21 protein-coding genes are annotated in these 21,154 nt (G+C 53.8%); 4 read left to right on the forward strand and 17 right to left on the reverse strand.

All coding sequences use genetic code 11. From position 1 onward, the window contains the following. Nucleotides 1–28 precede the first annotated feature (28 nt). A complete protein-coding gene (glnE, locus tag ACR64Q_RS03110) occupies nt 29–2,902 on the reverse strand; it encodes a bifunctional [glutamate--ammonia ligase]-adenylyl-L-tyrosine phosphorylase/[glutamate--ammonia-ligase] adenylyltransferase (protein ID WP_036276241.1) in 2,874 nt (957 codons plus the stop codon). 174 nt (nt 2,903–3,076) lie between these two features. Here glnE and ACR64Q_RS03115 point away from each other — a divergent pair, with 174 nt between their 5' ends. Then, complete coding sequence (locus ACR64Q_RS03115) at nt 3,077–3,550, forward strand: cytochrome c (protein ID WP_026603521.1); 474 nt, start codon at nt 3,077–3,079, stop codon at nt 3,548–3,550. Between the two features lie 57 nt (nt 3,551–3,607). Further along, the gene (locus tag ACR64Q_RS03120) at nt 3,608–5,041 is read left to right on the forward strand and encodes a DcaP family trimeric outer membrane transporter (RefSeq protein ID WP_231499644.1); all 1,434 of its coding nucleotides are present in this window, start codon (nt 3,608–3,610) and stop codon (nt 5,039–5,041) included. 62 nt (nt 5,042–5,103) lie between these two features. Here the strand turns inward: ACR64Q_RS03120 and ACR64Q_RS03125 are convergent, their stop codons facing one another. The 10 genes from ACR64Q_RS03125 to hslV form a co-directional block, all read right to left on the reverse strand. Next, entirely contained in the window at nt 5,104–5,913 is an 810-nt protein-coding gene (locus tag ACR64Q_RS03125; RefSeq protein WP_313733553.1) for a general secretion pathway protein GspB, read from the reverse strand. Nucleotides 5,914–5,923: 10 nt separating this feature from the next. Beyond that, a complete protein-coding gene (locus ACR64Q_RS03130; RefSeq protein ID WP_313733554.1) occupies nt 5,924–7,441 on the reverse strand; it encodes an AAA family ATPase in 1,518 nt (505 codons plus the stop codon). Nucleotides 7,442–8,489: 1,048 nt separating this feature from the next. Beyond that, on the reverse strand, nt 8,490–9,191 hold the full coding sequence (locus tag ACR64Q_RS03135) for a hypothetical protein (RefSeq protein WP_313733555.1): 702 nt from the start codon (nt 9,189–9,191) through the stop codon (nt 8,490–8,492). A 92-nt stretch (nt 9,192–9,283) separates the two neighbouring features. Beyond that, nucleotides 9,284–9,634 carry a hypothetical protein gene (locus ACR64Q_RS03140; RefSeq protein WP_313733557.1) on the reverse strand — a complete coding sequence of 117 codons (351 nt, stop codon included), beginning with the start codon at nt 9,632–9,634 and terminating at the stop codon, nt 9,284–9,286. Nucleotides 9,635–9,798: 164 nt separating this feature from the next. Then, complete coding sequence (ubiB, locus tag ACR64Q_RS03145) at nt 9,799–11,367, reverse strand: ubiquinone biosynthesis regulatory protein kinase UbiB (protein WP_313733558.1); 1,569 nt, start codon at nt 11,365–11,367, stop codon at nt 9,799–9,801. A 13-nt stretch (nt 11,368–11,380) separates the two neighbouring features. Then, nucleotides 11,381–12,007 (reverse strand): ubiquinone biosynthesis accessory factor UbiJ, encoded by a 627-nt coding sequence (locus ACR64Q_RS03150; protein ID WP_313733559.1) that lies wholly within the window; start codon nt 12,005–12,007, stop codon nt 11,381–11,383. A gap of 9 nt (nt 12,008–12,016) precedes the next feature. Further along, complete coding sequence (gene ubiE / locus ACR64Q_RS03155) at nt 12,017–12,766, reverse strand: bifunctional demethylmenaquinone methyltransferase/2-methoxy-6-polyprenyl-1,4-benzoquinol methylase UbiE (RefSeq protein ID WP_020483117.1); 750 nt, start codon at nt 12,764–12,766, stop codon at nt 12,017–12,019. A gap of 8 nt (nt 12,767–12,774) precedes the next feature. Further along, entirely contained in the window at nt 12,775–13,164 is a 390-nt protein-coding gene (locus tag ACR64Q_RS03160; protein ID WP_313733560.1) for a gamma-butyrobetaine hydroxylase family protein, read from the reverse strand. A gap of 2 nt (nt 13,165–13,166) precedes the next feature. Further along, nucleotides 13,167–14,486, reverse strand: a complete 1,320-nt coding sequence (gene hslU, locus ACR64Q_RS03165) for an ATP-dependent protease ATPase subunit HslU (protein ID WP_313733561.1) — start codon at nt 14,484–14,486, stop codon at nt 13,167–13,169. Nucleotides 14,487–14,490: 4 nt separating this feature from the next. Next, the gene (gene hslV, locus ACR64Q_RS03170) at nt 14,491–15,051 is read right to left on the reverse strand and encodes an ATP-dependent protease subunit HslV (protein WP_020483114.1); all 561 of its coding nucleotides are present in this window, start codon (nt 15,049–15,051) and stop codon (nt 14,491–14,493) included. Between the two features lie 206 nt (nt 15,052–15,257). Between hslV and ACR64Q_RS03175 the strand changes: the two genes are divergently transcribed. Next, on the forward strand, nt 15,258–15,704 hold the full coding sequence (locus ACR64Q_RS03175) for a hypothetical protein (RefSeq protein WP_152428846.1): 447 nt from the start codon (nt 15,258–15,260) through the stop codon (nt 15,702–15,704). Here ACR64Q_RS03175 and ACR64Q_RS03180 read toward each other — a convergent pair. Genes ACR64Q_RS03180 through ACR64Q_RS03195 form a run of 4 tightly spaced genes read right to left on the reverse strand, consistent with a single transcriptional unit; the run spans nt 15,698 to nt 18,399 of the window. Then, nucleotides 15,698–16,162: a nucleoside deaminase gene (locus tag ACR64Q_RS03180; RefSeq protein ID WP_026603530.1), complete on the reverse strand. Its 465-nt coding sequence runs from the start codon at nt 16,160–16,162 to the stop codon at nt 15,698–15,700. The two genes, ACR64Q_RS03175 and ACR64Q_RS03180, sit on opposite strands and share 7 nt — an antisense overlap. After that, nucleotides 16,162–17,226 carry a homoserine O-succinyltransferase MetA gene (gene metA / locus ACR64Q_RS03185; RefSeq protein ID WP_026603531.1) on the reverse strand — a complete coding sequence of 355 codons (1,065 nt, stop codon included), beginning with the start codon at nt 17,224–17,226 and terminating at the stop codon, nt 16,162–16,164. Before metA ends, ACR64Q_RS03180 begins: the two co-directional genes overlap by 1 nt. Nucleotides 17,227–17,239: 13 nt before the next feature. Beyond that, nucleotides 17,240–18,088: an ATPase gene (locus tag ACR64Q_RS03190; protein ID WP_036276250.1), complete on the reverse strand. Its 849-nt coding sequence runs from the start codon at nt 18,086–18,088 to the stop codon at nt 17,240–17,242. Between the two features lie 8 nt (nt 18,089–18,096). Further along, the gene (locus ACR64Q_RS03195; protein WP_020483109.1) at nt 18,097–18,399 is read right to left on the reverse strand and encodes a DUF6763 family protein; all 303 of its coding nucleotides are present in this window, start codon (nt 18,397–18,399) and stop codon (nt 18,097–18,099) included. A gap of 129 nt (nt 18,400–18,528) precedes the next feature. On the opposite strand from ACR64Q_RS03195, the gene ACR64Q_RS03200 reads away from it, so the two are divergent. After that, complete coding sequence (locus ACR64Q_RS03200) at nt 18,529–18,735, forward strand: SlyX family protein (RefSeq protein WP_026603533.1); 207 nt, start codon at nt 18,529–18,531, stop codon at nt 18,733–18,735. 8 nt (nt 18,736–18,743) lie between these two features. Here ACR64Q_RS03200 and ACR64Q_RS03205 read toward each other — a convergent pair whose 3' ends face one another. Continuing rightward, on the reverse strand, nt 18,744–20,021 hold the full coding sequence (locus ACR64Q_RS03205) for a D-alanyl-D-alanine carboxypeptidase family protein (protein WP_020483107.1): 1,278 nt from the start codon (nt 20,019–20,021) through the stop codon (nt 18,744–18,746). Between the two features lie 99 nt (nt 20,022–20,120). Further along, nucleotides 20,121–21,023 (reverse strand): cation diffusion facilitator family transporter, encoded by a 903-nt coding sequence (locus ACR64Q_RS03210; protein ID WP_020483106.1) that lies wholly within the window; start codon nt 21,021–21,023, stop codon nt 20,121–20,123. Nucleotides 21,024–21,154: the final 131 nt, after the last annotated feature.

The following is a 21,154-nucleotide window of genomic DNA, read 5'->3' on the forward strand; positions in this document are numbered from 1 at the left end:
CCGCCCCTACTTTTTCATCCGGTCAGCATCAGAGCATAAACTGTTGCCAAATCCGTTCTACTTCAGCGCGTAACTCGTGAAAGTCGTCACCGTGCGCGGTGGCGCTGAGGCCTTGTAACACTTGGTGATGGCCATAATCGCGATAGGCGCAATAGGCTCGTTTTAACAGCGCGGCATCGGTTGGCGAGATAAAACCGTGCTGCTGCAAACCTTCCAGCAGGCGGACGTTATCGGTGTAAGTCGCCAGACTCGGCTGCTGCGCGGTTTCTGCTAGCACGCCGAATTGGACGATGAACTCAATGTCGGCGATGCCGCCCTGGCTTTGTTTCAGATCGAATACCGCCGGGTCTTTTGGTGCCAGATTGTCGCGCATTTTTTCGCGCATCTCCCGCACTTGGGTTTTCAGTTCTTCCCGGTCTCTGGGTAAGGCTAAAATCCGGCCGCGAATCGCTTCGTAGCTGTGCTTTAAGTTTTCGTCGCCGGCCACGAACCGGCCGCGCACCAAGGCTTGGTGCTCCCAGGTCCAGGCCTCGTTTTTTAAATACGCTTCGTAATGGTCGATATGCGTGACCAGCAAACCGGAATCGCCGTTGGGTCGCAAGCGCAAGTCGGCTTCGTAGAGGATGCCGGACAGCATTTTGGTATCCAGAATATGCCGGATTTTTTGGCCCAGGCGTAAATAAAACTGGCCGGAATTGATCGGTTTTTCGCCGTTGGTTTGCGCATCGCCGTCGGCGCAGGCGTATAAAAACACCAAATCCAGATCGGAGCCGTAGCCCAGCTCGATTCCGCCGAATTTACCGAAGGCAATGATCGCAAAGTTCTGCGGATTAGGGCCGGTGCCGGGCGGGTGACCGTGCTTGCTGACCAGCATGTGCCAGGCGCATTGCAAGACCTGCTCCAGAATGGCTTCGGCGGTCCAGGTTAAATAGTCGCTGACGATCATCACCGGTATCACGCCCATGATGTCGGCGGCGGCCACCCGCAACACGTTCAAGTGCTTGAACTGGCGTAGCGCAATCATCAGTTGTTCGCTGTCCTGGGTATCGACGCGGGCGAGTTCGCGTTGCAAGTCCTCGCGCAAGGCCTGTTTTTGTAGCGGGTCGTAGAGCGAACGGGTATCCAGCAATTCGTCGAATAGAATCGGATACAGCGACAGATATTCGCAAATCCACGGGCTGGCTGCCGCTAGGTTGATTAATTGATTCAGCGCATCCGGGTTTTCGGCGAGTAAGGCCAGATAGACGTTGCGGCCGGCCACGGCTTCGAATAAATCTAAAATGCGCAGCAAGGTCGCATCGCTATTTTCGCTGTTTGCTACTTGTTCTATCAGTTGCGGCATCAGCCGGTCCAACACCCCGGCACCCTTGCTGGTCATGCGTTTAATCGCGTGCGATTCTTTAAAATCGACCAGGGCTTTTTGGATGCTGAGCGGATCGGTAAAGCCGTAGTCGGCCAGGGCTTCCAGCGCCAATTCGTTGTCGGCGGGGCTGGTCCAGATCAAGCGGGCACTTTGCTGTTTGTTGTCTTGTTCGCTGAGCGAAAACACCTGCTCGAAGATGTCCTGCACCGATGCACGCACCTGATCCAGCTCGGCTTTGAACGCGCCCCAATCCTCAAAGTCCAGCGAATACGACAGAATCCGCTGCACCAGCGGATTTGCCGGCAGGTCGTGAGTTTGTTTGTCCTGGTATTGCTGGATGTGGTTTTCCACGCGCCGCAAAAACCGGTAGGCAAACTTTAAGGTCGCCACATCCTCGACAATCATCAACCCCAGTTCTTCCAACACGGTGAGGACGGTCTGAATTTCACGTTGCTGCAAGGCGACGTCTTGGCCGCCGCGGATCAGTTGAAAGGCCTGGCCGATGAATTCCACTTCGCGGATGCCGCCGGGGCCGAGTTTGACATTGTCGGCGCGGTCACGGCGTTTCAGCTCCTGGGCAATCTGGAATTTTAACGAGCGCAGTTCCTCGAACGCGCCGTAATCCAGATAGCGGCGATAGACAAACGGTTTAATCAGCGCCGCCAGTTGCTTGCCGGTATGGAAATCACCGGCTACTTGGCGGGCCTTGATCATCGCATAGCGTTCCCATTCCCGGGCTTGGGTCAGATAGTATTGCTCCATGCCGTCGAAATTCATGATTAACGGGCCGCTATCGCCGAAGGGCCGCAAGCGCACGTCGGTGCGGAACACAAAACCGTCCACGGTTATCTCGTCCAGCATTTTGACCAGCGACCGGCAGATGCGGGTAAAAAACTCGCCGTAGCTGATTTCTTTTTTCTCGGTCAGTACGCCGTCCTCGGCGTAGGCAAAGATCAGGTCGATGTCGGAGGAGTAATTCAGTTCCCAGGCACCGAGCTTGCCCATCCCCAGCACCACGATATTAAACGGCGTACCGTCGGCCAGCGTCGGCGTGCCCCAGCGCGCGCAAGCCTGGCGGTATAAAAAATCCAGAGCGGTTTGAATGCAGGCCTCTGCCAAGGCGGTTAAATCGGTCAGCGTTTCGTCCAGGTCGGACCAGCCGGCCAGATCGCGCCAAGCGATTCTGATCATCTCCCGGCGGCGGAAAAGGCGCAATTGCTTGGCCAAGGCGGGTTCACCTTCGGCGTAGCCGCTCTGTTGCAATGCGGCGGCATAATCGGCGCTGCGCAAAGGGGCGAACAGATCGGTGGATGTCACCAGGTCCGGAATCAGATCGGGATTGCGCAGCCAGTTTTCGCTGATAAATTGGCTGCAAACACACACTTTTAGCACCGAGGCGGAAAATACCTCGTTGTCGAAAATTTGGCGTTGCTCCTGACTCAGTTTTTCGTCGAGCTGAGAACAAAAGTCGGCGGCCAAGGTCCGCAGTTCATCCGGCAACATTACCGTGTGCTGGGACAGAGAATCGAGAAGTGACATAGGCGGTATCCTGTCGGAAGAACGGAAGCAGCATGATACCTAAACTGCGAACGCTACCCTAGATAGCGACTGAAAAAATATCCCTACAGGATTCGGGTAAACTTAAACTAGGCCATGATGCGGCTGTGAGCCGCATCTTTCAGATTTCAGATTGATCGAATCGGAGCGCAACGCATGAAAACCCTGTATCTATCGGCACTAGTATCGATATTGAGCGCTTGTAGCCAAAATAATCAGTATGCGCATTTGGAGGGCGGACGTAGCCAAACCGGCCAGCCGGCCTTACATGCGGTGCGGGACAATCGCTTGCATGAACTGATGGACAGGATGGACAGCCTGATGCAGGAGCGGTTTATGACCGAGCAGCAATTAGACGTGGAGCGCCGTAAATATTCACGGCAAATCGGCGAAGCAGCGCGGGATTTGGCGGCTAATGTCGAGACGATGATTGCTCAGTTGCCCCGTTTGCAGTTAAACGCGGTCGAGCAGACCACGTTTCTGGCCCTGGCCGGCAAGCTGAGGGAAGAGATGCGCCAATTGCAGCAGCTTGCCGAGCAAAATCATATAGACGCCATTCCGGATAGTCTGCATGAAATCAATACCACCTGTACCTCTTGTCATGCTTTGTTTAGAAAGCTTGGGGGTTAGAAAATGAGCCAATCGCCGCTATTGCCTAAACTATTTTCAATGCTGTTGTGTTGTTGGATGGTTAGCCCTGTGCACGCCGCCGACGAAGACATCAAGACTTTGCTGAAAGCCTTGAGCCAGCAAGTGACTCAGTTACAAAGCCAAGTTGATCGTTCCAACTCGAGGATAGAGCAGTTGGAGCAGGAGTTACAGCATGTCCGCGCCGAGCAAGTTGCCGCCGGCAAGGCATCGGTCAGCAATACGGCTCATGCTGTGGAGGCCTCGGCGCCACCGGTGTTTACCGGCTCCGGAGCAGCCAGCGATAAAGCCAAAGAGAAGGCGGCCGTGACCGTGGGCGATGTCAAAGGCACGTTTAAGATTCCCGGTACTGATACGTCCGTGGGCTTAGGCGGCTTTGTAAAAATGGATACGCTGTTCAACAGTGTCAGTGCCGGCCGGGATCGAATAGGCGACCAACAGTTGGCGATGGCGCAAATTCCAGTCGGAGCCGCTGGCGAGCGCGGCCAAATTGCGTTCCATAGCAAGGAGAGCCGTTTATGGTTTAAATCGTTTACGCCCAATACTTGGGGGGATGTCAATACCTATGTCGAACTGGATTTCTTTGGCGATCCTGCCACCTATACGTATACGCCGCGCTTGCGGCATGCCTATGGTTCTGTTGGGCATTTTCTGGCGGGACAGACCTGGACAACCTATCTGAACGTGTCGGCTTTACCCGATACCTTGGATGTTGGCGGTTCGGCTGGGGCGGTCAGCAGTCTGCGCCAGTCTTTGGTACGCTGGAGCGAGCCGTTTAATTGGCTGGATACGCCGATGGAGTGGCAAGTGGCGCTGGAGGCTCCGCGTAGCCGCTTGTGGGTGGATAGTGCGCTGGAAACCTCATTGAGCAAAAGCGCCAATCCCAATCTGGATGCGGGTTATTACACCACCCCTAATGCGGATCGTTATCCGGATTTGATGGCAAGGCTCAATCTGAATCCGGATTGGGGTAACGTGTCCCTGGCGGCGGTCGGCAGACAGGTCCGCTACACCAACGGCACGACGGGTTATAGGCAAGCCGAGTGGGGCGGCGGCATTAACTTGGCCGGACGGATAAGTACCTTCGGTTTGGATAATATGCGCTTTATGGTGCATTACGGTAAAGGCGACGCGCGCTACGTGTCCACCAATAACACCTTTGCCGACGCGGCGCTCGATCAACATGGCGCTATCGAGCTGGTCGAAGCGTATGGTGGGATGTTGTCTTATCAACATTGGTGGGATAAGCAATGGCGCTCCAATCTGACCTATGGCTTTGCGCAGGCGGATTACCCGACGTATGCCAATACGGTGTTGACCCAGCAGGTGCAGTCCGTGCATGCCAATCTGCTGTGGAGCCCAGTCAGTCAGGCCATGCTGGGCGTGGAATACACCTACGCTACGCGCGAGTTGATCGATGGTCGGGACGGTGTATTACAGCGGGTGCAGTTTTCAGCCAAGTATAGTTTTTGAGCTTGGTTGCAACAAATTCCAATGGGCTGGGCGGAAGCCGATAGGTGTTCCGCCTACAGCTATTAACGTTTGATCTTGAACACTCGGCCCTCGTAACGGACGATAATCCCGTCCTCCACGATTTCCTTCAGTTCCAACTGGTTTTTGATGGTCTGGCCTGGCACGTATTTGACCATGTCGATCATCACGAAGCGCTCGGCAGGGGTTGACGAATAGCTAAATACATTGATCGGCAGACTGGGGAGCGATTGGCGCAGCTCCGGCGGCAAGTCTTGTATTGTGGGCAAATCGTTCTGCACTCGTGCAGTTGGGACTGGTTCCGGTTTTTTGACCGCAGCTTCGCCGGGGGCCGGGTGTGATTGCGGAACCATGCTTGAAAGCGGTTCAGGCTCGGTAATTGGTTTGCTAGTCGGCGTTGGTTGGGCGATGACCGTCGGGAGAGCCTTTACCGACTGCTGCGGCGCAATGGTCGGTTTAACCCTCACGGCCGGCTCGATCGGTTGTTTCGCGTTAGTTGCAAGTTTCTCGGGGGTCGGCGTCGGGTTCCGAGCTTGCTCAATTTTGGGGGCGGGAGAAATCCTAGCCGGTTTCGGAAGGCTATCGGCTGGAAGCGGCGGATTTGTTTTCGCCAGCAACGGCGATGGTTTTTCGATGTTGGCGACCGGCGGCGCTTTGTCTTCGGGTTTTTGGGGCGCGATACCCAGAAAATAGGTCAGAATTGCCAAATTCAACAGGACCAGTGCAACGATGACTTTGGTCAGGCTGTGCCGTTCCGGCGTTTGCTCGATAGCGATGCGACTGGTCACCGTGTCGGGCTGCATGGCTTGGCGTTCTCGTTCGGATTTGCGCAATGCATTCAAGATGTAAGACATATCAACAAGCCTAGCGAGTGGTGATTGCCAAATGGGGCGAAGCAGAGGCTCCGCTTTGATTGTCTAGCTGTATCAGGGTGCGGGCGCCGGCTATGCCGTCGGGCGTCAGATGTTGTCGGTGTTGGAAAGCAATCAACTCGGCTTTTAGCGTTTCATCGAACACTTGGGAGGCCATGTCGCCGGCAGGTTTGCCGTTGATTTTACCTAGCTGTTCGCGCAGCCAGAGTACTGCTGCGGACTGCTGCGGCGGTGCGATTTCCGTAACCCCGGGGTGCGGCAGCCGCCACAGTAGCAAATAATTGCCGTCCCAGATGGTCAAAAGCTCCGCCAGCGGGATGTTGACGGTGTCCTTTAAGCGGACGATTGCCGAATCGTGGTCAATGCCTGTCAATAACACATAGCGTTTGGCGCCGGTAGGGTCGGAGAAAGCCAGAATCGCCGGCCGGTTTAAGCTCAGTAGTTCTTGCCAGTTGCCCTTGCCGAATAAGCAACTCAAACCCAGAGCCGCCACCGTCGCACAATCCGCTGCGCGGCCAGGGGGGGAGGATAGATGCCAAGTCTTCAGCGACTCGGCCAATGCTTCGGAAAAGCTGAGGCCGGCATGCTCCAACTGATCGGCAAAGCTGACCGGCTTGGCGGCGGGGATCGGCGGTGCCGGCAGCATGGCTTGTTGGGTAACAACCGGTTTGGCCGGTTCGATAACGGGCATTGCCGGATGCCAAAATTGCAATCCCGCCGCGGCGCCGAACGCCAAAATCGCTGCGGCTGCGCCATACCAGCGTCGTTTTGTTTTTACCGACCCCAGCACTTCCTGCGCCGCCCGCCGAATGATCGCCGGGCTGATTTCCCGCGCGTTGGTGGCGTAAGCGCCCAACAAGGCCCGGTCGCAGAGAATGTTGATCAAGCGGGGTACGCCTTGCGAATAGTGGTAAATCTTGCGGATGGCCGCGGGGTTGAATAGACGATGACTACCCTTGCAGACCCGCAACCGGTGGCGAATATAAGCCCGTGTCTCGTCGAGCGACAGCGGCAACAAATGATAGCGTGCGGTGATGCGCTGATTGAGCTGGCGCAAGTCTTGGCGAAGCAGCAGCGCATTCAGTTCCGGCTGCCCGACCAAAATGATCTGTAACAGCTTGGCTTTGCTGGTTTCCAGATTGGTCAGTAAGCGAATTTGCTCCAAAACGTCCAAGCTAAGGTTCTGCGCTTCGTCGATCAACAAAACCGTTCGCCTGCCTTGCGAATAAGCGGCCAGCAGGTATTGATTGATGGCGTCAATCAGCTGTTTGGCCGCAAAACCGGCATGGTTAATGCCCAATTCGTCGCAGATTGTTGCCAGTAATTCCTGTACCGTTAATTTAGGATTCAAAATTAAGGCAATATCGACGTTGTCCGGCAATTGCTGCAGCAGGCAGTGACACAGCGTGGTCTTACCAGTGCCTACCTCGCCAGTCAAAGCGACAAACCCACCCCCTTGATTAATGCCATAAAGCAAATGCGCCAAGCCTTCCTGATGCCGCTCGCTCATGAACATGAAGTGCGGGTCAGGCGAGATTGAGAAAGGCAATTCGCTGAAATTGAAGTATTGCTGATACAAGGTTCTGGCGCTTCAAGAAAATGGTCGCACGATGCTAATTCAAACTGGGGGAAATTGCACTTAAAAGTCTGTGCCACTCCAAGGGCCCCGATTAGTGCAGCGTAATCGGGGGAATGACTTGTAAAGCTTGGTTTATAGGTGTCGCTAACGCAACGGTTGGTTTTAATGTCGGGTCTCGGCCCGACAGCCGAGTAACTTTTCTTTGTTTGGCCAAAGAAAAGTCACCAAAAGAAAAGCCGCCCGGATGCCGCTTGTTTCCTGCGCTCCGAAGCTTTTGGTGGGGGTTGGCTAAAGGGGCTTCCTGCCCCTTCGCCAACGTGCGGCATCCCTGCCGCACCCCTTCGGGCTATTCCCACCAAAAGCTCCGGTGCTCGGCGCGGCATACGGGGAAATCCCGTCGCGAGCTCAGGGCTTTGACGGTTCTTTTGGATTTAGAGGAATAGTTGTGTAGCTCCGAATAGCGAAGCGTATTCGGAGGAACGAGGGGTATGCGAAACATCGTTTGGACTTTTGCGAGGTAGCACAGGCCCTAACTGATTGAGGCGTTGCCAACATGCGTCCGATTACGCTATCGCTAATCGGACCTACAGAGGGCCACCGAAAATCGGGATGGTCTTCTTCCCGTATGCCGCGCCGAGCACCGGAGCTTTTGAACGGATCAGCCCGCTAGGGGCGCCGCAGGGATGCGGCGCGTTGCCGAAGGGGCAGGAAGCCCCTTTCGGCAACCCCGTTCAAAAGCTTCGGCGCGCAGGGAATAAGCGGCATCCGGGTGGCTTTTCTTTTGGTGACTTTTCTTTGGCCAAACAAAGAAAAGTTACTCGGCTGTCGGGCCGAGACCCGACATTAAAATCAGTCGTCGCTTTAGCGACACAAAACACGAAAGCTTATTAACCGGGCATAAAAACCAACGGGCATTGCGTCATCTGCTTTCATCCGGCGCATTACACTATCGCTAATGCGGCCTACAGTCCTGCGTTGGCTACCGATGAACTGTAGCGGCAGACCACATTTGTTCATAAGTTCCATGTACTGCTGGAAGTGCATCTGTTATCTCGGTAAAGATGGTCGGCGCCAAGCGTGCACCGTCCTTGAATGAAGCGCCAGAACTGAAACCGCGAGTATTGTCGAGGAAGATGAAGCGGTCGTGTAGTGCTGAGCTGGATCTGACTTCAATCTTTAGACTGAACTGCTGTGCAGCTAGGTCGACAGCCGGCGCGAGCGCGGCCATGCCCTTCTTGCCGAGCATTCTGACGGTCACACCAGTTGGCACCTGGGGTAGGTACCGCGAAACGAACTCCGCATCAAGGTATGGATCGACGAAGAAGAGCTCACTTCTCGCCGTGACGAGCAGCCTGCGCACTTCTTCAAAGTAGTCGAGCACCGATCCACGATCAATAGCGGTTGAGAGTGGGCCGACCTCGTTCAGACGGAGGTCGTGACGAGCCTCATGCAGCAACATAAGCAGGCTAGAAAAGTCGCTGGATGCGAGCATGTCGCTGACTCCGAGCGCCCCGCGGGCATGTAAGTTGATCATGATCGAGCGGCCTGGTGCCCATCGCTTCAACAGTGACGCTGCTCGTCCAAGCCAAGGAATTGCGTTTGAGTTCGAGTAGTCGGCCGGAGTGGTGCGGATTGCGTCTTCGATTTCCGCGAGGAGTTGCGATGGATCGAGTTTTTGCATTTGTCAGGCCTAACGCAGAGCTAAGGGGCGCGCAGCGAAGCGGAGCGTCCCATTGAGCGCCGTGTTATTTGGAACGCTTAAGGTAGCAAACTTCATGGCTTGGATTCATCGAAAGAAAATAGCGCTATAAATCCACTTATCCAATATGCAACAAGACTAATTACCAAGAGCATTATGCCGGGATGCAAATAATAGCGGTGCTCAATATAGCCACCTACTGTGATCGCAAAGTAGGCGGAAAATAAGGCTGCTGATTTTATTTTTCCTACAGCGACTGCGAGCGCAACAAGCAACAGCGGCGATACATAGACAACCATCCATTTTACAGAAGAGCCAGCTGGATCTCGGGAAGTACATTCAAATGAAGTATGTATTCCGACTGCTATTAGCGCAATAATGCCTAGGAATGGGATGAATCGAGACAGTTCCGCTAGGAGCTTCATTAGTTGATCACATAACAAGTAATTAGATGGTTAACTGTAAATCTACCCCAAATCATACATTTCTCCGATAAGTTTGTGTTCGATATGGTGTATTGCCTTCTGTCTATCACCCTAGGCCATGTAAAGTGTCGATTGGATTTCACCTTACGAAGAAAATCAACCACTCACCCCCGCAAAAATGGCGACTGCAACACTATCGCCGCCGCAATCAAAACCGCCGCGCTGAGAATAGCCCGCAAGGTGCGGGTGTTGTTACGTTTAAGTTGCTTACGTAGCTCCAGCATATCTTTTTGCTGCTGCTGCAACTGCTGCTCCATGTGCGCGGCGCTTTGCAGGGCTTGGAATATCAGGCCGGGCACTTCCGGAATTTGTTCGCCGATTTCCGGGAATTTGGCGAACAGTTCTTTGATTTTTTTCGCCGGACCGACGCGCTCTTTGAACCAGTTTTCCAGGAACGGTTTGGCGGTTTGCCATAAATCCAGATCAGGATAGAGCTGGCGGCCTAAACCTTCGATGTTCAAAAGAGTTTTTTGCAACAACACCAGTTGCGGCTGTACGACCATGTCGAAGCGGCGGGCAGTCTGGAACAGTCTGAGCAGCAGCAAGCCAAACGAAATGTCTTTTAAGGGCTTCTCGAAAATTGGTTCGCAGACGCTACGAATTGCCGCTTCAAATTCTTCTACGCGGGTGGAAGCCGGCACCCAGCCGGATTCGATGTGCATTTGCGCCACGCGGCGGTAATCGTGGTTGAAAAACGCCAGGAAGTTTTCGGCCAGATAACGCTGGTCGGAGCTGGACAGGCTGCCGACGATGCCGAAATCCACTGCCAGGTATTTATCCGGCAATTGCACGAAAATATTGCCCGGATGCATGTCGGCATGGAAAAAATTGTCGCGGAATACCTGGGTGAAGAAAATCTCCACGCCGCGCTCGGCCAGTTTTTTGAAGTCGGCATTGCCTTTGCGCAAGGCTTCGATGTCGCCGACCGGCACGCCGTAGATGCGTTCCATCACCAGCACTTTGCGGCGGGTCAGCGGCCAGTGGATCTCCGGAATATAGAGCATCTCGGAGTTCTTGAAATTGGCGCGGATCGCGCTGGCGTTGGACGCTTCTCGCACCAAGTCCAACTCGTCGAGAATGGTCTTTTCGAACTCGGCGACGATTTCCATCGCCCGAAGGCGGCGGGCATCACTCCAAAAGCGTTCTGCGAGGCGTGCCAATTCGTAAAGCAAGCCCACATCGGAATGGATTTTGTCTTCGATGTCCGGCCGTAAGACTTTAACGATGACTTTCTCGCCAGTGTTCAGCGTGGCGGTATGCACTTGCGCGACCGACGCCGAGGCCAAGGGTTGCGGATCGAATTCCGCAAAAGCCTCTTCTATCGATTGCCCTAATTGTTGTTCGATGATTTTACGAGCCGTCTCGGCGGAAAACGGCGGGACTTTATCTTGCAGTTTGACCAGTTCTTCCGCGATGTCTTCAGGTAGCAAGTCCTTGCGGGTCGACAGGGTTTGGCCGAATTTGACGTAGATCGGTCCCAGGTCTTCCAGGGTTTTGCGAATACGCGCGCCACGCGGTTCGCGGGCTTTGCTGGTCCAATAATTTGGCGACAAAAACGCGATATAACGGATAGGCCGAAACAAATGGGTTTTTAAAACAATTTCATCCAAGCCATGGAACATCATCACCCAGTTGATATGGATGAGGCGCATCAGAATTTTCGGGCGAATCACGGGCAGGTCCTTGTTATTGAGGCGCAGATGTTGGTTGGGTCAAGGCTTCCAGGCGGTCGAGGCGGGCGCTGAGGCGGTCGCAATCACTGCGGCAAGTGTCGATTTCTCGAAAGACTAACTCGGCCTCTGATTTGGCGGGTAATTCGCGGGTTTCTTCTTGCAGAAACTCTTCCAGGTTTAAGCGGAAAGTCGTCAGGCTGTGTTGTGTCCAATCGCGGCTGCTGCGAAACAGTTTGGTCAGGCGCTGGGCAAAGGCATCGCCGGTATAGCGGGCGATTTTGCTTTCCAGATTGATGTCCAACTTTTCAAATAGCCGTTGCAGACGGCGCGCCAACTGGGTGTCGCCTTCGATGCGCACTTCGCCTTTAAACAAGGAACGCATGGGCGCGGCGCTTAAGCCCATCAAACCCAGTGCCGACAGAGAGCCACTCAGCGTGGCATCTGCCGCTCCTGGATAGCTTTCGAGTACTTGGATGCTATTTATCGTGGGGCAGAGATAGATATTGCTGTCAAATGAAGAAATGTGCAAAGCAATGACTTTACCGGCCATCGGCGTCAGGTATTGCTCCAAGTTGTCATCCAGCGCCAAATAGCCATTCAGCGCGCCTTCCAGTGTGGCAATAAAAAGCGGCTTGAGCATAGTGCTTGTTTAAAACTTATAGCCGCGGTGAACGGCAACAATGCCTTGAGTCATGTTGAAATATTCGCAACGTTCCAGGCCGGCATTCTCCATCATTTGTTTCAGTTCGTCCTGTTTCGGGTGCATGCGGATCGACTCGGCCAGATAGCGGTAGCTGTCTTCGTCTTTGGCCACAATCGCGCCGATTTTCGGCAGCAGATTGAAGGAGTAAAAATCGTAAACTTTTTCGGTAATCGGATCGATGGGATGCGAAAACTCCAGCACGATGACGCGGCCGCCCGGTTTCAATACCCGGTACATGGACCGCAAGGCGGCGTCTTTATCGGTGACGTTGCGTAAACCAAAGCCGATGGTCACGCAGTCGAAGGTGTTGTCGGCAAACGGCAGGCATTCGGCATTGACTTGGGCGTAGCGGATATTGCCGCTCAAACCATGGTCGATCAGTCGGTCGCGGCCGGTGCGCAGCATCGCCGCGTTGATGTCCGCCAAAACGACTTGGCCGGATTTGCCCACGCGTTTTTCATACAGCTTGGTCAAATCGCCGGTACCGCCGGCCAAATCCAGCACGCTGTCGCCTTCACGAACGTTAGCCAATTGCACGGCCACTCGTTTCCAGATGCGGTGGATACCCATGGACATCAAGTCGTTCATGACATCGTACTGGCTGGCAACTGAGTCGAACACGCCACGCACCAGGGCGACTTTTTCCTGTTTGGGAACCTGTTTGAAACCAAAATGGGTGGTATTGTCGTTTGTCATGATGTTCTTTAATTGGTTAGGGGCGAGCGGCGGCTGAGGCCGGCGGCTTTCAATTCTTCCAGATAATTCGACCACAAAAGCGGGAAATCCGAACCCAGTTTGTAAAGCAAATCCCAGCTATAAATGCCGGTGTCGTGACCGTCGCTGAACACCAGCTTGATCGCGTAATTGCCCACCGGCTGGATGTCGGTGATCGTCACGTCTTGCTTGCCGATTTGCAGGGTTTCCTGGCCGGGGCCGTGGCCGACCGCTTCCGCCGATTGAGTAAACACCCGCAGATATTCGCTGGGCAGTTCGTAAATGCTTTCGTCGTCGAAATGAATTTCCAGGATCGCCGAAACCTTGTGCAACTTGATTTCGGTCGGGAAGCGATGAGTGGGGGTGATTTTTACACGCATAATTACAAGATATAACGGCTGAGGTCTTCGTCGTCGGCCAGTTCCATCAGATGCGCATCCACGTAAGCGGCGTCAATATTGATGGATTTTTCGACCAGGTCCGGGGCGTCGAAGGAAATATCCTCCAACAGCTTTTCCAGAATGGTGTGTAATCTGCGGGCGCCGATGTTTTCGGTTTTTTCGTTGACTTGCCAACCCAACTCGGCGATGCGTTTGATACCGTCCGCACTGAATTGCACATCGACGCCTTCGGTTTTTAGCAGCGCTTGGTATTGCTCGGTCAGTGAAGCGTCAGGTTCAGTCAGAATGCGCACGAAGTCGTCCGCGCTCAAGGCATTCAATTCCACTCTAATCGGGAAGCGGCCTTGCAATTCCGGGATCAGATCGGACGGTTTGGTCAAATGAAAGGCGCCGGAAGCGATAAACAAAATATGGTCGGTCTTGATCATGCCGTACTTGGTGGTGACGGTGCTGCCTTCTACCAGCGGCAATAAATCGCGTTGCACACCTTCGCGCGACACTTCGCCACCGCCCATTTCCGAGCGCTTGCAAATCTTGTCGATCTCATCCAAAAACACGATGCCATGTTGTTCGACGGCTTCCAGCGCGGTCTGCTTAATTTCTTCTTCGTTGACCAGTTTGCCGGCTTCTTCTTCCTGCAACTGTTTCAAGGCATCCTTGATTTTTAATTTGCGGGTTTTAGTGCGGCCGCTGCCCAGATTTTGAAACATGCCTTGCAACTGGCTGGTCATTTCTTCCATGCCCGGCGGGGCCATGATTTCCACACCTACTGCTGGTGCGGCGACGTCGATTTGAATTTCCTTGTCGTCCAGGTCGCCTTCCCGCAATTTTTTGCGCATTTTCTGCCGCGTCGATTCCTCGGTTTCCGAGAGCATGCCGCCTTCGGCGCGCGGCAATAGAATGTCCAGAACCTTCTCTTCAGCGGCATCGGCTGCGCGGTTTTGCACGCGTTCCATCGCCGAGATGCGGGTGGTCTTCACAGCGCTATCGATCAAATCGCGAATAATGGATTCCACATCGCGGCCGACATAACCCACTTCGGTAAATTTGGTGGCTTCGATTTTGATAAACGGTGCGTTGGCCAAGCGGGCCAAGCGGCGGGCGATTTCGGTTTTGCCGACACCGGTTGGGCCTATCATCAGTATATTTTTCGGGGTGATTTCGTCGCGCAGTTCGGCGGCCACCTGGCTGCGACGCCAACGGTTACGCAAGGCAATGGCGACGGAACGTTTGGCGGCGGCTTGGCCGATGATGTGTTTGTCCAGTTCGCTGACGATTTCTCTGGGTGTCATTTGACTCATGGTTTTACTCTTGTGCCGGTTGTGGTTCGGCGTCTAATTCTTCGATGCGCAGATTGTGATTGGTATAGATACAAATATCGGCGGCAATTCCTAGGGACTTTTCGACGATCTCGCGCGCGCTCAGTTCTGTGTTTTCCAGTAAGGCGCGGGCGGCGCTTTGCGCAAACGCACCGCCGGAGCCGATAGCGATAAAATCGTATTCAGGTTCTATCACATCGCCGGTGCCGGAAATCACCAGCGAGGTTTTGCTGTCGGCGATGATTAACAGTGCTTCCAATTTACGCAGAGCCCGGTCGGTACGCCAGTCTTTGGCCATCTCCACGGCGGCGCGGGTCAGATTGCCGCGATGTTTTTCCAGCTTGCCTTCGAAATGTTCGAACAGCGTGAAGGCGTCGGCGGTGGCGCCGGCGAATCCGGCTATCACTTTATCGTGATACAAGCGTCTGACTTTACGGGCGTTGCCCTTCATCACGGTGTTACCCAGGGTGACTTGGCCATCGCCGCCGATCACGACTTTGTCGCCGCGTCTGACGGAAAGAATGGTGGTGCCTCTGAAATTCGTCATGTCTGTGAATGAAAAAGGGAAAGGCGGCGATTTTACATGTTCTCGGCGGCGATGGGGTAGAAGTTTAAAACCGCAAGTATGGTGGGTAAAAGGCGCAAATATTGAACAAAGTAAGAAAACTGATTAAAGTTCAAAGTGCTGGTATTTTAAGGAGGCGCCGCATTGACCGGCGTTTCCAACATTACAATAACAACAAGAGGGTAGTCATGAAATTGTCAAATCGCTGGAGAGGTGCGTGCTTACTGAGTGCTATGGTGTTTTCAAGTGCGGCGCTGGCTTTGTCGCCGGATGAAGAAGAAAGGTTAAAAGAGTGTAAAAGGCCGAAATTCCGGGATTTTGTGCCCGAGCAAAAAACTGAGGTCGATGCGGGTTCAGATGTCTCGTTTCATGTCTCCCACAACGCTGATCCTTTGACTGTGACCGCCGAAGCGCGTGGCGAAAAAATGAAAGTCAACGTGGTGGATAAAAAGACCTTTTATTTTGTGTCTGCCAAATTGCCGCCATTGACTCCGGGGTTTGCCCGAGTGCATATCACCGCTAAATCAGCGGAAAGTAAATTGGAAAGCGGTTGTCTGGGCCAGGATGGCTGGTTACTTAAAATCAAAGGCGAAGAAGCCGCTAAACCGGCGGAGCAGCCCGCTGCCGCTCAGTAGCGAATTTTATCTGTTTTGATCCGCCACAATTCGAAAGGGCGGTTGGCGGCGTCTAGCCCTAGCTGTTGCATGGCGATCCGGCGTTGTGCGGCGGGTTTGTCGATTTCGGTGTAAATAAATCCGTCGTCGAATCCGGCTCTAGCGGCGTCGAAACGGTCGCAAGCGTAATAAACGGCTTGCAGTCTTGCCCAATAAATGGCGCCCAAGCACATTGGGCAAGGCTCGCAGCTGGTGTAGAGTGTGCAATCGTTTAATTGAAAATCGCCTAGTTGCTGGCAAGCCAGCCGAATCGCCACAATTTCGGCATGCGCGGTCGGGTCCAGATCCGGCGTGACTCGATTGCCGCTGGCGGCAATAATTTCGCCGTCTTTGACCACAATCGCGCCGAACGGCCCGCCGCCGTTTTCGATGTTGTCGCAGGCCAACGCGATAGCTTGGTTCAGAAAGCCTTGATGCATTACAAATCCAGGGGATTATCAGGATCGATGCCGTCCATGAACGGTAGCCGGCGGTCTTCGTTGGTTATCTGATAAACCTTCCCCAGCCAGTTATTGAACACGGCTTTAGCGGAATCCCGCCAAGTGATGTCCAAGTGTTCAATGATCTGATTTTCCGGCATCGCTTGCAGTAGGCAATTGCCCAGCTTGGCCTCTTTCACGTGTTCTGCGTACTCGGCTAGTAACTGTTGTACTTCGCTATTGAAATAATGCTCGGGGTAGGGCGGATAATCGTCGCGCTCGCCATGATAAAACCTGAGCACTTCGCGCTTATATTCTTTAAGCAGGCTGATGTCGTCGTACTCCGGATGGCCCTGGAAGAACACGATGCGAAAGCCGTCCGGACTGACGGCCAGATGCACGCCGGCAGTTTCGCTTGCCACCAGGACTTTCAGTCCGTGTTTTTCCATGTCGCGCTGAAATACTTCGTTGAAGCGCGAATGCGGCACGTCGAAGCGGGTATTGATTTCCGCCACCAGGGGATGCTGTCTATCGACCACTTTGTGCGAAAAAACGCCCCAGCGTTTGGCAGGCAGACGGGTGCGCTCCACACCGTAACAATGCTGAATGAAGGCATGGGTGGCCAGGCAAGAGCAGAGTACCGAGGTGACGTTTTGCGTGGCCCATTCGAACACTTCGGTTAACGGCCGCCAAAAATCCTCATCTTGCAAATGATCGTGGGTGACGTTGGCGCCGCTGATAATCAAGGCATCCAGGCCATCCTGTTTAATTTGCTCAAAGGATTCGTAGAACCTATGAATATGTTCCTGGGCTTGCGGACTTCTTTCCAGACCCTCAATCGTAAATGGATGCACATGAAACTGCGCGATTTGATTGCAGGCACCGACCAAGCGGAAAAATTGGCGCTCGGTGGCTTCCAGGGCCGCGTCCGGCATGATATTCAGCAAACCGATATGCAATTCTCTGATCGATTGATGGCTGGCGCGGTCCGGGCTGAGAATTTCTTCGCCTTCTTCGTGCAGGCGCTGAAAAGTGGGTAAAGCGGTATGGGCAACTAGCGGCATTACAAGAACGGTCTCAGGATTGTTGCCGGGCGATCGCCTCGGCAATCAGACGGATAAAGTCGTCTTCGTTAGTAACTTTGGCGGTTTCGTCGGCGCTGATGGTGTAGCCGTACTGGGCGGCAATCGCTTCGTAGCGCGGTACCCTGGCTTTGAACAATTCCGGAAACACCCAGCTGACGAATTCGTCGGGAGGAATCTGGTCTGTAGAGCTGTAACCGTGCTCAGCCATGAATTGTGTCAGTTTTTCATCGACGAATTCCGGCCGGTAATACAAGGGTTTTGGGTCTTGTTTGGCGCGGTCGATGATGGTTTGTTCCAAGGCCGGTGGAATTTTGATGTAGACGATTAAAGTGTGTTTGGCCAGGTTTTCCAGGACTTCCGGGCAATCCAGTTCGCAAACGCTACCGCCGGCATCGTTAATGAAATGCTTGTAGCCGTAGATGTCTTCGGCTTTGTGGATGAAGTCCGGCACGTCGTTCATTGCCGCGATTTCGGCTTGATGATGCAGCGCTTGGCGGCGTTTGAATTCGGCTTGCGACAAGCCGCCCTTGGCCGGATCGCCAATTTTGCCCAGAAAGCTGGACACCGGCGCCAGGTTTTCCACGGTGATATTGCTGCAAATGTAGATGGAATCGGATTTGAGCAAGTCGCGTAAAAACGGTACACCCATGGCTTGCTGCTTGATGTTGTCCAGAATCGGCTCTTCCAGGTATTTGGTGCCGATACGGTAATCGCCGGAGTAATGAAACCATTTATCCCTGGGTAACTTGGCCGAGAGGGTGGTCTTGCCGGCGCCGGACATGGCCAGCAGGGTGATACTCTTGGATTCCCAGTCCAGAAATTGTTGCGGGGTCATTCTCATAAATTATCTCAATCCAACAAATCGCTAATGTCCAAATCTTCCGCATCCGGGCGGGCGTGGCGATCAGGGTCTGTGTAGCCCAGATCGTCGGCTTCCAGGTCGTCGAAGGGCGCGCTCCAATCTTCCGGGTCTTCTATGTAATCGATAGTAGAACCGTACCAGGATTCGTTGTCGTACTCGCCCAAGTCGCCGTTGGCGAACTGCACTTCCACCGATTCGTCGTTACCTTCAATCGCTACGACCTTGAAGGTGAGATTACTTTCCAGGTCTTTATACCAACGGCCAATGACCGGATCTGTAATGGTTGCCATAGTTGCATCCTCGCTATGTTGATGACTTATCAATGATAGCGAGTTTATAGAAGCTGTGCGAGTGTATGGGGCAAAACTGTGGGGATTTTCGATTAGAATGGCAAATTTACACAGTCAGCGGCGGGAGCCATGAGCGAAGACAGATTCATCGAATTGGAGATCAAACAAGCGTACCAGGAAGATTTGATTCAGGCCTTGAACCAAGTGGTGGCAGACCAGCAAAAGCAAATCGGCAAACTGGAAGAAACCTGTAAATTGCTGCACGACAAGATCAAAAGCCTGGCGCTGGATGATCGCCAAGCCGGAGCGGTCGACGAGCGTCCGCCCCATTACTGAGGTATAAATTACGACTTACGCTGGCTGACGCGGCGTAGCTGCTTGGTTGGGTTGGAAGCTGTCGCCAAACTTGTTCTGGGTTGTGGCGAGGCGCTGCAATCCATGCGTTTGGCGCGCAAGCGCCGACAAAAATCCTGACTGTCGTCTTGTTGTAAGCCGGTCCATTGGGCTCGCCAAGCAGTGCTGCCTTTTGATTTGGTTTTGACGATGCCGGCCCGCCCGGATTTAGCTAACGGACCAAGAGCATTACGCGCACGCTGTAGATTGACATCGGCATCGATTTTTCTCGGATAACTGCCCATGCTAACCGTCCAAACGCTGCCGTGGCTTTGCGGCTTGGCTTGCGCCAATTGCGTGAGTTTTTCGCGGCGGCTGTTGTAAGGCGCATTTATTCGAATCGGCTCATATCGGCTGCTGCCGGAGTCGGCGCCCATTTGTTCCGCACTGCCGGCACAACGGTTTGACGACAACTGAAACGGCGGCGGCAGGGCGCTGTAATCCTTCAATTGCGAAATATGTTCGCCGAACAGGCCTTTTTCGCTATTGGCAAAGCCCATATCCAACAGATTGCCCATTTGTTCAAAGCGTTCGCCGCTGCTGTGCGCGCCTAATAACACGCCGATCAAGCGGTGGCCGTTGCGTTTGGCCGAGGCGATCAGGTTGTAGCCGGAGCCGCAGGTAAAACCGGTTTTCAGACCGTCGGCATCCGGATAGCTTTTCAGGATGCGGTTGGTATTGGGCATTACCCGCCCTTTGTAGTTAAATTCCGTCGCCGAAAAATAATGATAATGTTGCGGGAAGTCGCGAATCAAGGCGGCGGACAACAAGGCCAAGTCACGGGCGCTACTGATTTGACCGTCGTTTGGCAAGCCGCTGGCGTTTTCGAACGAGCTGTTGTACATGCCCAGGGTACGTGCTTGTTGAGTCATCATCGTCGCAAAATTGCTTTCCGTGCCGCCCAACTTTTCCGCCAGTACTACGGCTGCGTCATTGGCGGAACGAGTGGTGACCGCCATGATGGCTTGTTCTACCGTCAAACTTTGGCCGGTGCGCAAACCCAGTTTGGAAGGCGGTTGCGAGGCGGCGTGTTTTGACGCAAACACGGTATCGGTCAGTCGCAGACGGCCATTTTCTAATGCCGAAAGCGTTAAATAGATGGTCATGACCTTGGTCAACGACGCGGGATACCAGCGTTGGGTGGATTCGGTTTCGTGGACCACGCGGCCAGTGTCGGCGTCGATCACGATTGCCGCGTATCTGGCGGCCGCAGGAGCGCTCTGCAACATTAGGCAAGCTAGAGAAAGTAGCGCTAAACGGGTTTTCGGTAGGGTGCTCAAGTTATTACTTTGCTCCAGATATGTGGCCTAAACATTTGACTGTATTATTTAATCAGAATTATCGATTTCGAAAAAGACCCAATTCACGCGAGGATGGTCGATTTTGATCTGTTTTTCCATTCCGTTAATTAATTCAACAGCTTCCCCCACGCTCAAATCCGCCAGCAATTCGGCTTTAATCGCCAGCATCACTTGGCTGCCGTGGCTAACAGCCCAAATATTCAGCACACGGTTGATACAGCCTTGTTTTTCCAGATAGCTTTGCACTGCATCGCGAATCGTGACATCGGCTTCGCCGAGCAGTAAAGAATGCACTTCTCGGCCGATTAACACCGCCACTACCACCAACAATGCGCCGATCAACATCGAGCCAACCGCGTCGTAGGCTGAATTGCCGGTAAGCATAGTCAAACCCAGCATCGCCGCGGCTATCACCAAGCCAAGCAGCGCGGCCAAGTCCTCGCCGATCACCACCATCAATTCGCTGGATTGAGTTTCTTTAAACCATTGCCAAATGCCCCGTTCGCCACGCTCGTTTTCCATCGCTGCCAAGGCAGCGCGCAACGAAAATCCTTCCAAAACCACGGCGATAGCCAATATCGCCAAAGCCATACCGGCGTTTTCCACGGTATGCGGTTCGTGATAACGCAACCAACCCTCGTGGATCGAGAATAATCCGCCCACCGAGAATAGCGTAATCGCTACCATCATCGACCAGATATACGCTTCCCGGCCAAAGCCCATGGGATGGTGCTGCGTTGCTGCCCGCGCCGAGCGTTTCATACCAATAAACAACAAGACCTGATTGCCGCAATCGGCAAAGGAATGAATGGCTTCCGCCAGCAGCGAGCCGGAGCCGGTCCAGACTGCCGCGCCGGTTTTGGTCAAGGCGATGCCCAGATTGGCGGCGAACGCATAAATGATGGCTGAGGCCGAATTACTGTGAGACATGAGTGTTGTGCTTTTAAAATCAAGAATTGAGTAGCGACCATTTACGGCAAACGCCACCGAAACGGATCGAGTAATTATGCAGATTTTAGATGAGTCGAGCGAATTTGCCGCAAATACTTAGCCGTTACCAG

This window comes from Methylomonas sp. 2F7 (assembly GCF_057126975.1).

What these genes read in the sequence shown, in the direction of transcription:
- ACR64Q_RS03200 (WP_026603533.1), top strand. Translation starts at nt 18,529, where the DNA reads ATGAGCGAAGACAGATTCATCGAATTGGAGATCAAACAAGCGTACCAG.
- ACR64Q_RS03190 (WP_036276250.1), bottom strand. Translation starts at nt 18,088, where the DNA reads ATGAGAATGACCCCGCAACAATTTCTGGACTGGGAATCCAAGAGTATC.
- ACR64Q_RS03120 (WP_231499644.1), top strand. Translation starts at nt 3,608, where the DNA reads ATGGTTAGCCCTGTGCACGCCGCCGACGAAGACATCAAGACTTTGCTG.
- ACR64Q_RS03180 (WP_026603530.1), bottom strand. Translation starts at nt 16,162, where the DNA reads ATGCATCAAGGCTTTCTGAACCAAGCTATCGCGTTGGCCTGCGACAAC.
- hslU (WP_313733561.1), bottom strand. Translation starts at nt 14,486, where the DNA reads ATGAGTCAAATGACACCCAGAGAAATCGTCAGCGAACTGGACAAACAC.
- glnE (WP_036276241.1), bottom strand. Translation starts at nt 2,902, where the DNA reads ATGTCACTTCTCGATTCTCTGTCCCAGCACACGGTAATGTTGCCGGAT.
- ACR64Q_RS03210 (WP_020483106.1), bottom strand. Translation starts at nt 21,023, where the DNA reads ATGTCTCACAGTAATTCGGCCTCAGCCATCATTTATGCGTTCGCCGCC.
- ACR64Q_RS03115 (WP_026603521.1), top strand. Translation starts at nt 3,077, where the DNA reads ATGAAAACCCTGTATCTATCGGCACTAGTATCGATATTGAGCGCTTGT.
- ACR64Q_RS03125 (WP_313733553.1), bottom strand. Translation starts at nt 5,913, where the DNA reads ATGTCTTACATCTTGAATGCATTGCGCAAATCCGAACGAGAACGCCAA.
- ACR64Q_RS03135 (WP_313733555.1), bottom strand. Translation starts at nt 9,191, where the DNA reads ATGCAAAAACTCGATCCATCGCAACTCCTCGCGGAAATCGAAGACGCA.
- ACR64Q_RS03160 (WP_313733560.1), bottom strand. Translation starts at nt 13,164, where the DNA reads ATGCGTGTAAAAATCACCCCCACTCATCGCTTCCCGACCGAAATCAAG.
- ACR64Q_RS03140 (WP_313733557.1), bottom strand. Translation starts at nt 9,634, where the DNA reads ATGAAGCTCCTAGCGGAACTGTCTCGATTCATCCCATTCCTAGGCATT.
- hslV (WP_020483114.1), bottom strand. Translation starts at nt 15,051, where the DNA reads ATGACGAATTTCAGAGGCACCACCATTCTTTCCGTCAGACGCGGCGAC.
- ACR64Q_RS03130 (WP_313733554.1), bottom strand. Translation starts at nt 7,441, where the DNA reads ATGAGCGAGCGGCATCAGGAAGGCTTGGCGCATTTGCTTTATGGCATT.
- ubiE (WP_020483117.1), bottom strand. Translation starts at nt 12,766, where the DNA reads ATGACAAACGACAATACCACCCATTTTGGTTTCAAACAGGTTCCCAAA.
- ACR64Q_RS03175 (WP_152428846.1), top strand. Translation starts at nt 15,258, where the DNA reads ATGAAATTGTCAAATCGCTGGAGAGGTGCGTGCTTACTGAGTGCTATG.
- ACR64Q_RS03195 (WP_020483109.1), bottom strand. Translation starts at nt 18,399, where the DNA reads ATGGCAACCATTACAGATCCGGTCATTGGCCGTTGGTATAAAGACCTG.
- ACR64Q_RS03150 (WP_313733559.1), bottom strand. Translation starts at nt 12,007, where the DNA reads ATGCTCAAGCCGCTTTTTATTGCCACACTGGAAGGCGCGCTGAATGGC.
- metA (WP_026603531.1), bottom strand. Translation starts at nt 17,226, where the DNA reads ATGCCGCTAGTTGCCCATACCGCTTTACCCACTTTTCAGCGCCTGCAC.
- ACR64Q_RS03205 (WP_020483107.1), bottom strand. Translation starts at nt 20,021, where the DNA reads ATGTTGCAGAGCGCTCCTGCGGCCGCCAGATACGCGGCAATCGTGATC.